This window comes from Methylobacterium sp. 77 (genome assembly GCF_000372825.1).
GTDB lineage: Bacteria > Pseudomonadota > Alphaproteobacteria > Rhizobiales > Beijerinckiaceae > Methylobacterium.
This window is the reverse complement of sequence record NZ_KB910516.1, coordinates 4367163-4379938: the sequence shown is the minus strand read 5'-3', so window position 1 is coordinate 4379938 and position 12776 is coordinate 4367163. Positions and strand designations below refer to the sequence as shown.

Sequence of the window (12776 nt, the reverse complement as noted above, 5' to 3'; positions counted from 1 at the left end):
GGTCGGGCGAAAGCCCGGCCGTCTCTTTTTGTGCTTACGTTAACTAAGCGGAAACGGAGACATGATTGATTAACGTTAACTCTCACTGTCAATCAGATGGATCTGATCCATGGCAACCGACGTTACCCTTTCCGCAGCTACGCGCCAGAACCTGCTCTCGCTGCAGGATACGTCGGCCCTGACGGCTCTCACCCAGAACCGTCTCGCCACCGGCAAGAAGGTCTCTTCGGCGCTGGACAACCCGGTCAACTTCTTCACGGCGCAGTCCCTGAACTCCCGCTCGGGCGATCTCGGCGGCCTCCTCGACGGTATCTCGAACGGCATCCAGACCATTCAGGCTGCCAACCAGGGCATCACCTCGATCCAGAAGCTCGTCGACCAGGCCAAGTCGCTGACCTCTCAGGCGCTCGCGACCCAGCTCAACACCAGCGGCACCGCCTCGACGGCTTTCGCCGCTTCGACGTCGGCAGCAACGGCCGTGACGTTCTACGTCAACGGCGCCGAGAAGACCGCCACCATCGCGACAAGCGCGTCGATCGACACCGCCATCGCCACCCTGAACACCGCTGCCGGTTCGTCGATCTTCTCGAAGGACACCACCGGCACCAAGCTGGTGCTCAACGCGGCCTCCGACATCGAATTCCAGGCCTCCACCGACCAGACCGCTCTGGGCTTCTCGGCCGGTACCGCGGATAGCGCCGGCACCGACTATTACGGAACCGGCCTCGACAAGAACGTGAAGCAAAGCGCCGACCTGGCCGTGATCGGCGTATCGAGCCGCAAGGCCCTCTCGGAGCAGTACAACGCCCTGCTGACCCAGATCGACCAGCTCGCACGCGATGCCAGCTTCAACGGCGTCAACCTGCTCAGCAGCGCCGACGACTCGAACAAGCTGAACATCCAGTTCAACGAGAAGGACACGTCCAACCTCAGTGTCCAGGGCGTCGACGCCACCTCGAGCGGCCTCGACCTGACCTCGCTGAACAGCACCTCCGCCACGGCCGCTGCGGCCAATCAGACCAATCGCGGCAACTTCCTCCTCGATGCCGACATCAAGGCGACGGCGAAGGAACTGGGTTCGGCAACCGACACGCTTCGCTCCCAGGCCTCGACCTTCGGCTCGAACCTGTCGGTCGTCCAGAACCGCCAGGACTTCACGAAGAACATCATCAACGTGCTGGATACCGGCTCGGCGAACCTCACCGACGCCGATCTCAACGAGGAAGCCGCGAACTCACAGGCTCTGACCACCCGCCAGTCGCTCGGTATCTCGGCCCTCTCGCTCGCGAACCAGGCCCAGCAGGGCGTGCTCCAGCTTCTCCGCTGAGTCAGAAGATCCGCCAGACACGAAACAAGGGCCGAAGCGCACCGCTTCGGCCCTTGTTTCGTTCGCTTTCGGTCCGTCAGAAGTCGCTTCAGGCGGTCTTCTCGAAAGGCTGCTCCGGTTTCTCGGCCTTCGCGGCGGCGGCCTGGGCGTAAGCACGCGCCTTCAGCACGACGGCATCCGGCAACTGGACCACTACGTCTCCCGAATTCGGGTCGACGACCTGATAGACCACCGCCTTGGTGTCCTGATCGATCCGTATCCGCTGGGTGTTCTGCTCGACGGCCTTGTCCTCGTTCGCCGCCTTGGCGACGCGTCCTCCGAGAGGCCTGTCGCCCGACTGGATATCCACCTTCACCGCCGGGGCCAGGGGCGCCGGCGCGGTGACGGGTTGAATCGGCTGGATCGCGCTCTGGACGGGCAGAGAGGTGCGCACCGGTGGGAGGGCGCCGAGTGGTGAGATCGCCATGTTACGCCGCTCCTCATCTGGTCGTGGCATGCAACCAGAAACGACGCCGTCGGTGAATCGGTCCTTAAGATGTCCCCGTTCCCCACCATTGCCCACGGGGATGCTGAAGACATCGCTACGGCGAGGAGTCGATTTTTAACGGTTCCGTCGATGCGCGGTCAGATCTCCACCGCGTCCGGCTGAACCGTTCCGACGCCCTGGGGATCGAAGGCCACGCTTTTCACCACGGCGTAGACGGCCCGGCCGGGCACCAGGGCGAGGTCGTCGACCGAGGCGCGGGTCAGGCGGGCGGCGAGCACGGCGCCGTTGCAGTCGATCTCGACCATGGCGGCGGCCTCGCCGAGCGCCTGGATCGAGACGACGCGGCCTTCGAGCAGGTTGCGCGCGCTCAAACCCACCGGCCGCTGCGTGGCGATCAGGACGTCGCGCGCCGGCACGCGGACCCGCACGGCGGTGCCGATGCTGCGCGTCAGGCGGGGAACCGAGAGGTGGCCGGCCCGGCCGGACAGCCGCGTCAGGCCGGTAGAATCGTCGTTCTCCACCACCACCATGTCGAGGATCGCGCCGGCCTCCGCCTCCTGTGCGGCGAGGAGGTCGGTACGCCGCAGCACCATATCGGCATCACCGATTGCGGCGACGCGGCCGGCCTCCAGCACGACGATGGTGCGCGCGAGCCGCGCCACTTCCGAGACCGCGTGGCTGACATAGACGATGGGCAGTCCCGCCTCGTCGCGCAGGCGCTCGATGTAAGGGAGGATCTCGGCCTTGCGCGCCTCGTCGAGGGCGGCGAGAGGCTCGTCCATGAGCAGGAGCCGCGGCCGGCTGAGCAGGGCCCGGCCGATCGCCACCCGCTGTGCCTCGCCGCCCGAAAGGCCGGCCGGCCGGCGTTCGAGGAGATGGCCGATGCCCAGGAGCTCGACCACACCGTCGAAGCCGATCCCGTCCCGGCGGTCGCGCGCGAAGGCACGGCCGTAGACGAGATTTCGGCGCACCGAGAGATGCGGCATCAGCCGCGCCTGCTGGAACACGACGCCGATGCGCCGGCGATGGGCCGGGACGGCGATGCCGCGCTCCGTGTCGAGGAGCGTCTCGCCCGAGACGACGATGCGGCCGGATGCGGGGCGCGCCAGCCCGGCGATGAGATCGATGATCGTGGTCTTGCCCGAGCCCGAACGGCCGAACAGGGCGGTGAGGCCCGCGCCTGCGGTGAAGCCGACATCGAGGCGGAAGGCACCGCGCGTGAGCGAGACGTCGATATCGAGGGTGGGAGGCGTGAGCATCGGCGTCCTCACCCCGCACCGAGCCGGCGACCGAGGCGGCGGGCGAGCAGTTCCGACACGAGAAGGGCCGTCATCGACAGGGCCACGGAGATCAGGGTGAGGCGCAGCGCCCCGCCTTCCCCGCCCGGCACCTGCGTCAGCGTGTAGATCGCGGAGGGCAGCGTCTGGGTCTCGCCGGGGATGTTCGAGACGAAGGTGATGGTGGCGCCGAACTCGCCCATCGCCTTGGCGAAGGCCAGGACCGCACCGGCGAGGATGCCGGGCATGGCGAGCGGCAGGGTGACGGTGAGGAAGACCGCGCTCGGGCGGGCTCCGAGGGTGGACGCCGCCTGTTCGAGGCGCCGGTCGACGGCCTCGATCGAGAGGCGCATCGCCCGGACCATCAGCGGGAAGCCCATGATGGCGCAGGCCAGGGCCGCCCCGGTCCAGCGGAACGAGAACACGATCCCGACCTCGGCGAGGGCCGCGCCGAGCGTACCGCGCCGCCCGAAGGACAGCAGCAGCAGATAGCCCGTCACCACGGGAGGCAGGATCAGCGGCAGGTGGACCAGCCCGTCGAGGAGCGCGCGGCCGGGGAAACGCCCTCGCGCCAGAAGCATGGCGATGCCGAGGCCGGGGGCGAGACTCGCCAGCGTCGCCGCGCAGGCGACTTTCAGGCTGAGGCCGATGGCGATCCATTCGTCGGGTGTGAGATCGAGCACGGGCCGCCGGTCAGGTCGGAGTCTCGACGAAGCGCGGGCCGTATCTCTGGATCATGGGCGCGCGCATTCCCCTGGCCGAAGCGATCGGCGTGACGAAGGCGTCGATAGCACGGATTCGTCGCGCCGATCACGGCATGGACGGATCGTCCTCGGGAGGGGCCGGGCGCTCGGCGCGATGGAGCCGGCTCAGGAGCACCAGCATCGAGCCCGGAACCGGCTCGAAATTCGGCTCGGAATCGAGCAGGCCCGACCCTCCGCTCGCGCGGAGACGTCTGGCCGTCCTCTTGCCGACGATGGCCACGGGGGCCCGGCGCATGTTTTTCTTCTGGTTCGTACTCAACAACGCACCCACGAACGCCACGGGGACGACAGGAGAAGCGCAGTAAAACGCGAAGGCCCGAGCCGGGTTCCGCGATGGTGGCGGTGAATCCTCACGGATGCTAGAGCCCGCATCATGCTCGAAGGCCTTCACCCCAACCGCCCGACCCATGTGCTGCGCCTCCTCACCGATGAGAGGTCGGCGCGCGCCATGACCGACATCATCGGCGAGATGTTCGATCCGACCGAGACGGCGGTCGCCGCTTTCGAGGCCGAGGACGGCAGGACCTGGCGGCTGGAGGCCTATTTCGCCGAGGCCCCGGACGAGGAGATGGTGCGTGACCTGATCCGCCCGCTGGTGGGCGAGCAGGCGGATACGGCCGTGTTCGAGACCATCGACCAGCAGGACTGGGTCCGCGCTTCCCTCGAAGGGTTGAATCCCGTCCGTGCCGGACGCTTCCTCGTCCACGGCTCGCATGACCGCCACACCATCCGGCCCAACGACCTCGCCATCGAGATCGAGGCGGCCCTGGCCTTCGGCACCGGCCATCACGGCACCACTCTGGGCTGCCTCAAGGCCTTCGTCGGCATCATGAAGAAGGGCCGCCCGGCGCATGTGCTGGACGTCGGCACCGGCACCGGCATCCTCGCCTTCGCGGCGGCCAAGGCCCTGCACCAGCCGGTCCATGCCGGCGATCTCGACCCCGAGGCGGTCTGGACCGCGAAGGGCAATGCCCGGCTCAACGGTCTCGGCGGCCTCGTCCGGCTCTATGTCGGCCCCGGCGTGCGGCACGCCAGCGCGAACCGCAGCCGCCGCTTCGACGTGGTGTTCGCCAACATCCTCGCCCGGCCGCTGAAGCGCCTGGCCCCCTCACTGACGGCGACGGTGGCCGATCGCGGCGTGCTGATCCTGTCGGGCCTGATCGAGCGCGACGTGCCGGGCGTGCTCTCGACCTACCGCCATCGCGGCTTCCACCTCGCAGCGCACGGCCTGATCGAAGGCTGGGCGACCCTGGTGCTCAAGCGCGGCGGGGCGGCGGCACGGCGCCTCTGACCGGCGTCCCCTCGGCAAGACGGTGAGGACAGTGTCGTTCATGCCATCCAGCACTCACGACCATGCCGCCGTCCTGATCATCCACGAGGTGGAAGACTACGCCCGATGGAAGGTCGTGTTCGACGATGCCGCGACGATCCGGCGGCAGGCCGGCGAGATCGCGTATCAGCTGCTGGCCTTCGAGACCGAGGAGAGACGCGTGGTGCACTTCTCCCACTGGACATCCCTGGCAGCGGCGCGCGCCTTCTTCGAATCCCCGGAACTGGTCGAGATCCGCCGCGTCGCGGGAGTGCGCGCGCCCGAATTCCACTATCTCAACCGGATCGAGGCGAAGACGCTGTAGGGGACGAACACTCGAGAAATCTGCCGTTCACGGCAGATCCTATGGGGCCAGATTGTTTCGGTGATCGCTCATCAACGACGGCGAATCGGTGATGTCGTCCATGACCAGCTGGTTCAGGGCGCAGATGAATGAGGACAGCCGGTAGCCGTCGTGGCGCGAGAGGGCGTTATCGAAGGCGCGGACGTTCCAGAACGGATCGTTGGGGCGGGTGATCGGCGCGATGCCGGTCAACTGCAGGCCGTGCAGGAAGCGCGCGGCCGGAGCGATCTCGCCGGACCGGCCGCGCGCCAGATCAGAGCTATCCCAGAAATTGCCGCGCTGGTCGGCGCGCGCCAGCCGCGCACGGGTCAACCAATGGTCGGAGCGTGGGCAATCGATGGCCGCATCCGCCAACGTCGCGTAGGAGTGATGCCGTTCGAGGCCGCGGGCGTCGAGACCCATGAGTTCGTGGGTGGTGCCGAAGGGTGCAGCCGAGGGCTGAGCATCAGCGAGTACGCCGGCCGCCGGCCGCGGCGGATCGAAGTTGCCGATGGTATGGGTATCTTCCCGCGCGGTGTTCTGGAACGGGAAGGTCGCGGCGAGCAGCGACAAGGTACGAAGAGGAAGTGTCAGCAGACCAGCCGCGAGGCCAACGGGAGGTGGGGCCGTGCAACTCTCGCCGCGGGGCTGGCGGCCCTCGAACCGCGCCGCCACTCGATCGAGGAAGGCCGCCGCCGGGCGAAAATCCGATTTGAAGGTGGGAAACAGGTCGTGGGTCGCCCAGTCGTAGTCGACGCCCGAATCGAACATGCTGTCCGTCGCGGAGAGCCGGCTCCGGATTTTCCGCCGGGCCGCGGCGAAGGCGTCCTCGACATCGAGGCCGATCCAGGCGCAATCGCCGGGCCGCAGTCCGCCCGCCGGGAAGGCTAGGGCCGCCGTCACCGACATGAGGACCGGCCGTTGATCGGTCGGGAAATAATCATCGTCGCGCACGACCTCGGAGGCCGGCGTGTGCGCGTCCGCATAATCGGCCAGCTTGGTCCAGACCTCGCGCTGGATCGCGGTCCACTTGCTCGCCTCGGAGGCTGGATTGATCAGCACCACGAGGTTGCCGAGCACCGGCAGCAGCGTCTCTCCGAAGCGGTGGCGGCGCACCGCCTTGACGACATCGTCCTTGAGCCCGGTCGCGAGCATGTTGCCGCCGAGGCTGTGCCCGGCCACGATGAGCTTGTTGTGGGTGCCCGGAGCGCTGAGCGTACTTTCGATCGTGCGCAGGGCCGAGATGGCCGCGGGCGCGATCGCCTCGCTCACGGGCTTCCGGTCGAACAGGGTGGCCCCGGCCGACAGGTCGCCGAAGACGCCGCCGAGCGTATCGCCAAACCAAGTCCGCAAGCCGCGCTCGTCGACGCGGGCGCCGCGCCAGCCGATATAGATCGCCGTGACGTCCATATCGCAGACGCTCGGGTCGCTCGGGCAGCGCTGAGCGAGGAAACGGGCGGCGTGGGCCGCATAGAGGCGCAGATCCGCCACGTTGCCGTCGCCGATCCGGGCGTCGTGTCGCCAGCCGTGGATAAAGGCGATCACGTAGTGCGAGCCGGTGGAGAGATGCTTCTTCAGGGCATCGAGCTGGGTGATGACGGGCTTGACCATGGTGGCCGGCATGCCCTTGGCCTGCATCTCGTTTTCCATGGCGTGGCGCAGCATCGCGCTGTCTATGGCCGCGTCGCTCGCCCCTTCGCGGGATACGAGGGCGTAGGGCTCGCCGTCCTCCTGGAATTCGATGAAGCCGAGGTGGTAGGCGAGGTCCCGTCCGCCCTGCTCGCGGGCCGGGACGACGTGGCGCTGCAGGGCGCAGCGCAGCCGCGTCGCCCAGCGCGTATCCGCAGCGATGACGGCGCTCTCGTCGTTGCTGGCATCGAACCATCCATCGCCGTCAGGCGGTATCGCCTTTCGTAACGTCTCGCGGCCGGTATCGGCCAGGATCGTCCAGCCCTGCGCGAGCCCGTCTCGGCATTCGCTGAGGCCGGGGTCGAGGTCGCGATAGGCCCGGGCCTTGTCCGTCGAGAGCACGACGTAGTTCAGGAACAGGATGCCGAAGGCCGCGAGTACCAGTGCGGCGGCGATGCGGGCGGTGGCGCGCAGGGAGTGCATGATCCCGCGAACCAGCCCGGATGCGACGCGGCGCACGCCGCGCCGCCTCTCACCTCGGGGCGTCGCCCGTCCCGGGCTCATCGCGCGGGCGCCCTGGTCGAAATCGACGCCGAAGGCTGCCCCATCGGACGGATCGCGCGCGGCGGCATCGAAAAATCCTTGTTCTCCATACCGGTCCTTCGTTCGCCGTCGCCGCTCCGTTACGGTGCCGGCGGTCGCGAGCGGGACAATTCAATCTCTGTAACTGCCTGGCTCACGCCTGCGAAGACTCATCGATCGAAGCGGGAGTGATCCATCATGATGCGCGCAATCCGACCGGCCGTCGCCCTTCTCGCCGGCACGGGCATAGCCACCGCCTCTTTGTCGAGCCTCGTCGGCGCCTGGGGCCGCGACTTCGTTGTCACGCAGTTCGAGCCGATGCAGCTCATGGTCGCGATGGCGACCGACAAAATCACAGGACAGCAATTCAACGTCATCAAGATGCCGGACGGCCACGTGATGGCGGTGGTGCCCATCGACCAGATGGCAAAGATGCCGGAGATCGACCCCAGGAGTTTGATCCCGATGAAGGGAGCGCGATGAGCGATCGAAGGCCCGCTCTCCGCTAAAATGCATTGAAAGCGGACCGTTGATCAGGGATGGGCGACGACGACAGCGTCCTTCTCGTCGTCAGGCTGCGCGAACGGTCGAGAGGAAGCGGGCCACCTCGGCCGTCAGGTGCTCGGACTGACGCGACAGTTCGGAGGCAGCCCCGAGCACCTGGCTCGCCGCAGCCCCGGTTTCCTCGGCGGCTCCGGCTACGCCGGCGATGTTGCCTGTTACCTCGCCCGTGCCCGCCGCCGCCTGAGCGACGTTGCGGGCAATCTCCTGCGTGGCGGCACCCTGCTCCTCCACCGCCGCAGCGATGGAGGTGGCCACGCCGCTGATCTCGCGGATCCGCCCGGTGATGCCGCCGATCGAGGCGACAGCCTGCCCGGTGGAGGTCTGGATCTGGAGGATCTGCCCGGAAATCTCGTTCGTGGCCTTTGCAGTCTGCTCGGCGAGCGCCTTCACTTCGGCGGCGACGACTGCGAAGCCCTTACCCGCTGCGCCAGCCCGGGCCGCTTCGATCGTGGCGTTGAGTGCCAGCAGATTGGTCTGTCCGGCAATCGACGATATGAGACCGACCACGTCGCCGATCCGTGAGACTGCCGCGCTGAGCTCCTGCACGAATGCGCTCGTTTGATCGGCCTCGCCCACAGCGAGATGCGCGAGGCTGGCTGACCCTTGCACCTGGCGTCCGATCTCCTGGACCGACGAGCCCAGTTCCTCAGCGGCGGCCGCCACCGTATTGACGTTCGAGGCGGCTTCTTCCGCAGCCGCGGCCACCGTCATAGACTGGCTAGCGGTCTCGGTGGCTGTGACGGTCATGGCCTGGGCAGTCGCCTGCAGCTCGGTGGCCGACGACGAAACCATGCCGATGATGCCACTGACCGCGGCCTCGAACCCGTCAGCCATCTGACGCATTCCGGCCCTGCGCTGTTCCTCAGCCGCCAGTCGGGCCTGGGCAGTCTCGACCTCCAGCACTTGGCTGCGGAGCAGGTTGTCCTTGAACACCTGCACGGCAGCGGCCATCGCGCCGACCTCATCTCGACGGCCGCGATAGGGCACCTCGACCTCGGCATCGCCGTCAGCCAGTACCGACATCGTGCCGGTCATGCGCACGAGCGGCCGGGCGATTGCCATGCCGATCGCCAAGGCAAGGCCGATGGAGAGAAGGAAGATGCCGATCCCGCCGACAAGCCATAGCGCCAGCTGATGCTCGGCCCATGAGCGCATCGCGCCCGCAGCCTCGATCAAGTCGGCTGTCAATTGGTTCTCGACAACCTTGAGCGCATCGATGCGCTGCGAGGCGAGCCGGAACCAGCTCGGCGCATCGCGGAAGGCCAGCGCCTCGCCGGGCATTGTGTCCAATGCTTCCTTTCGCAGGCGCGCAACCTCGCGGGCCGGAGCGCTCGCCTCGGCAGCGTCGAGCAGCGCGGTCTGTGACGAGAGAGCGCTCGCACGGAACAGGCTAGCATACGTCGTTTGATCGGCGGACAGGGTCGACAACCGGCGTACAGCCGGGAGGTCGAGGCTGCCGCCGGCGAACGCCGCAGACGCAGCAGCACGCTCTTGACCAGCGGCCTCCTTCATCGCCAGGAATGCGCTGTAGGCGCTAGCGCGGGCAGCGATCTCGGCGCTGTCGATCGCCCCGCTCATCGCGCGGACGATCCCGAGGCCCTCGCCGATCATTCCAGTATAGTACGACGTCGCCTGCGGTGCGGTGGTGCCGAGACCGTCCACCGTTTGGCGCTGTGCCGCAAGGCCAACCAACGTCTTCGCGAGACTTGCGGCCCGTGGCGCCAAGGCAGAGCTGACGCCGCCCGCCGTCGCGATCGCCTCGGGAAGCCCGGCGAGCGCCGTATCGGTGCGCTCACGTTGCGCGACAAGCTCCTGCCGGAACTGCGTTCCCTTGGCGCCGAGGAACAGGCTCGTGGCACCACGCTCGCGTTGGGCTTCGTGTACGAAGGCGCTGATGCGCGATGCGAGACTCACGATGTCTTCGACCCGGCCCATCTCCGCTTGGCGCACCCTGAGATCCGACACGGACAGTGCCGCCGCCCCCACGAAGGCAAGGCAGGGGGCGAGCGCGACCGCCATGATACGAGCGCGAAGCGAAGAGAGAAGGAACATGGGAGACCGAATGCGACCTGGAAACGTATGAACTACTTTAGTCTGGTAAACGAAAGCTCATCCGGCGACCGCAAAACCGTAGGCCGCCGGTCGTTCGTCAATGATCTTGCTTGAGCAGCAGCGGGATCGACGGCCGCTTTCGAGCGCGTGAGCGTGAGCGAGCGGGCACCTCCGGTCGAACCACGCTTCATCGACCGTCCGAGACCGGTTGCCGCCCATCGCCGCGCCGCGTAATTCTCGCCGCCATGACCCGCGCCCGCTTCCAGACTTTCGAAGATCCGAGCCACCGCGAGGGCGCGGCGCGCATCGCCGCCCTGAGGCAGGCGATGAAGGAGACCGGGCTCGACGGGTTCGTGGTGCCGCGCGCCGACGAGCACCAGTCGGAATACGTGCCCCCGAATGCCGAGCGCCTCGCCTGGCTCACGGGCTTCACCGGGTCGGCCGGCACGGCGGTGATCCTGGCCGACCATGCGGCGCTGGTGGTCGACGGGCGCTACACGCTCCAGGCCCCCGAGCAGGTGGAGACCAGCGTCATCACCCCGGTCCAGCTCGCGAAGACCAATGTCGAGGCCTGGATCGGCGAGAATCTGAGGCAGGGCGCCGTACTCGGCTACGATCCCTGGCTCCACACCGCCGAGGGCGTCGCCAAGCTGGAAAAGGCGGCACGCAAGGCCGGCGCCCGGATCGCCCCGGTCTCCGACAACCCCGTCGATGCGGTCTGGGCCGGCAGGCCGTCCTCCCCCGCCGGCGCCGTGGTGGTGCATCCCCTCGACCTCGCCGGGGTTACCGTCGAGGCCAAGCTCCGCCGCATCCGCGAGGCCCTCGGGCGCGGCGGCTGCGACGCTCTCGTCATCTCCGATCCGCACAACCTCGCCTGGGCCTTCAACCTGCGCGGCTCCGACATCGCCCACACGCCCCTGGCACTGGGCTATGCGATCGTGCCGAGGACGGGGCGCGCCGCCCTCTACCTCACCTCCACCGCCCTCGAACCGACCTTGCGGGATGCGCTCTCGTCCTCGACGGACATCGCGGGGCGGACGGGCTTTGCCGAGGCTCTGTCGGCCGTCTGTGCCGGAGGCGCCAGGATCAGGCTCGATTCCGCCACCGGCGCAATGGCGCTCAAGAACCTGGTGGACGAGGCCGGGGGCACGGTCGATCTCGGCCCGGACCCGATCACGCTGATGAAGGCGGTGAAGAACGAGGCCGAGATCGCCGGATCGCGCGCGGCCCATCACCGCGACGGGCTGGCCGTGGTGCGTTTCCTCGCCTGGTTGTCGCGGCAGGCCCCGACGGGCACCCTCACCGAGATCGCCGCCGTCGAAGCGCTGGAAGCGTTCCGCGCCGAGGGTGGGCTCCTGCGGGACGTGTCGTTCCCGACGATCTCCGGCAGCGGCCCCAACGGCGCCATCGTGCATTACCGGGTCACCCGCGAAACCGACCGGCGGGTCGGCCAGGGCGAGCTGTTCCTCGTCGATTCCGGTGCGCAATATGCGGACGGCACCACCGACATCACCCGGACGGTGGCGGTCGGCACGCCCACGGCGGAGATGCGCGACCGCTTCACCCGCGTGCTTAAGGGCCATGTCGCCATCGCGCGATCGGTCTTCCCGGAGGGCACGACCGGCGCACAGATCGATTCCTTCGCCCGTGCGCCGCTATGGCAGGCGGGCCTCGACTTCGATCACGGCACCGGGCACGGCGTCGGCGCCTTCCTCTCCGTGCACGAGGGGCCGCAACGCATCGCCAAGATCGGCACCACGGCGCTGGTGCCGGGCATGATCCTCTCCAACGAACCGGGCTATTACCGGCCCGGCGCCTACGGCATCCGCATCGAGAACCTCGTCCTGGTGGAGGAGCGCGCGATCCCGGGCGGCGAGAGGCCGATGTTGGGCTTCGAGACGCTGACTCTGGCCCCCTACGACCGCGGCCTCATCGACGTGTCGCTGCTGGACGAGGCCGAGATCGCCTGGATCGACGGCTATCACGCATGGGTGCGGGACGCGCTCGGCCCCGCTCTCGACCACGAGACGCGAGGCTGGCTCGAGCGGGCGACGTCGCCGCTGCGGACCGGGGACAGCTGACCGGACCGATCCCTCGCGCGCCGCTGCCGGCTGGGTTAAACGTCGGGCGAGGCAGGAACCCCCATGACCCAAGCTCCATTCGCGACGCAGGCCCCTTTCACCACGCCGGTCCCTACCAATTCCGACCTCGGGCAGCTCGTCGTCGCCGCCTTCCTGAGCGTCGGTTGGCGTCCGGGCCTGACGTTGCAGGCGGCCGACATCGCCGATTTCTTCGAGGCGGCCGACCTGACGCGACACCATGCGCGGATCGGCCTGGATTACGCGGTGACGATCGGCTGGATCGGGCATGAGAGCGCTGATCACTACACGCTGGTCGCGCTCCCGCCTGCCTGAAGGTCGATCCCGTCCGCCGCGGCCGGTT

Annotated in this window: 12 protein-coding genes; 6 read left to right on the top strand and 6 right to left on the bottom strand. The window is 68.1% G+C overall.

Annotated elements, in window-relative coordinates:
* Positions 1–109 precede the first annotated feature (109 nt).
* A complete protein-coding gene (locus A3OK_RS0120730; protein WP_019906816.1) occupies positions 110–1327 on the top strand; it encodes a flagellin in 1218 nt (405 codons plus the stop codon).
* 88 nt (positions 1328–1415) lie between these two features.
* Here the strand turns inward: A3OK_RS0120730 and A3OK_RS23175 are convergent, their stop codons facing one another.
* The 4 genes from A3OK_RS23175 to A3OK_RS0120710 form a co-directional block, all read right to left on the bottom strand.
* Complete coding sequence (locus A3OK_RS23175; protein WP_019906815.1) at positions 1416–1793, bottom strand: hypothetical protein; 378 nt, start codon at positions 1791–1793, stop codon at positions 1416–1418.
* 158 nt (positions 1794–1951) lie between these two features.
* On the bottom strand, positions 1952–3073 hold the full coding sequence (modC, locus tag A3OK_RS0120720) for a molybdenum ABC transporter ATP-binding protein (protein ID WP_019906814.1): 1122 nt from the start codon (positions 3071–3073) through the stop codon (positions 1952–1954).
* An 8-nt stretch (positions 3074–3081) separates the two neighbouring features.
* Positions 3082–3774, bottom strand: coding sequence for a molybdate ABC transporter permease subunit (modB, locus tag A3OK_RS0120715; protein ID WP_019906813.1), 693 nt, complete (start codon positions 3772–3774; stop codon positions 3082–3084).
* 127 nt (positions 3775–3901) lie between these two features.
* Positions 3902–4090 carry a hypothetical protein gene (locus A3OK_RS0120710; protein WP_019906812.1) on the bottom strand — a complete coding sequence of 63 codons (189 nt, stop codon included), beginning with the start codon at positions 4088–4090 and terminating at the stop codon, positions 3902–3904.
* Between the two features lie 138 nt (positions 4091–4228).
* Between A3OK_RS0120710 and A3OK_RS0120705 the strand changes: the two genes are divergently transcribed.
* Positions 4229–5146: a 50S ribosomal protein L11 methyltransferase gene (locus A3OK_RS0120705; RefSeq protein ID WP_019906811.1), complete on the top strand. Its 918-nt coding sequence runs from the start codon at positions 4229–4231 to the stop codon at positions 5144–5146.
* A 40-nt stretch (positions 5147–5186) separates the two neighbouring features.
* Positions 5187–5489, top strand: coding sequence for an antibiotic biosynthesis monooxygenase (locus A3OK_RS0120700; RefSeq protein ID WP_019906810.1), 303 nt, complete (start codon positions 5187–5189; stop codon positions 5487–5489).
* A gap of 39 nt (positions 5490–5528) precedes the next feature.
* Here the strand turns inward: A3OK_RS0120700 and A3OK_RS0120695 are convergent, their stop codons facing one another.
* The gene (locus A3OK_RS0120695) at positions 5529–7655 is read right to left on the bottom strand and encodes a hypothetical protein (protein WP_019906809.1); all 2127 of its coding nucleotides are present in this window, start codon (positions 7653–7655) and stop codon (positions 5529–5531) included.
* Between the two features lie 261 nt (positions 7656–7916).
* Between A3OK_RS0120695 and A3OK_RS0120690 the strand changes: the two genes are divergently transcribed.
* A complete protein-coding gene (locus tag A3OK_RS0120690) occupies positions 7917–8201 on the top strand; it encodes a hypothetical protein (protein ID WP_019906808.1) in 285 nt (94 codons plus the stop codon).
* Between the two features lie 87 nt (positions 8202–8288).
* On the opposite strand, the gene A3OK_RS0120685 is transcribed toward A3OK_RS0120690, so the two are convergent.
* Positions 8289–10334, bottom strand: coding sequence for a methyl-accepting chemotaxis protein (locus tag A3OK_RS0120685; protein WP_019906807.1), 2046 nt, complete (start codon positions 10332–10334; stop codon positions 8289–8291).
* Between the two features lie 245 nt (positions 10335–10579).
* Here A3OK_RS0120685 and A3OK_RS0120680 point away from each other — a divergent pair, with 245 nt between their 5' ends.
* Entirely contained in the window at positions 10580–12415 is a 1836-nt protein-coding gene (locus A3OK_RS0120680; RefSeq protein ID WP_019906806.1) for an aminopeptidase P family protein, read from the top strand.
* Between the two features lie 63 nt (positions 12416–12478).
* Positions 12479–12748, top strand: coding sequence for a hypothetical protein (locus A3OK_RS0120675; RefSeq protein ID WP_019906805.1), 270 nt, complete (start codon positions 12479–12481; stop codon positions 12746–12748).
* The last annotated feature ends 28 nt before the right edge of the window (positions 12749–12776 follow it).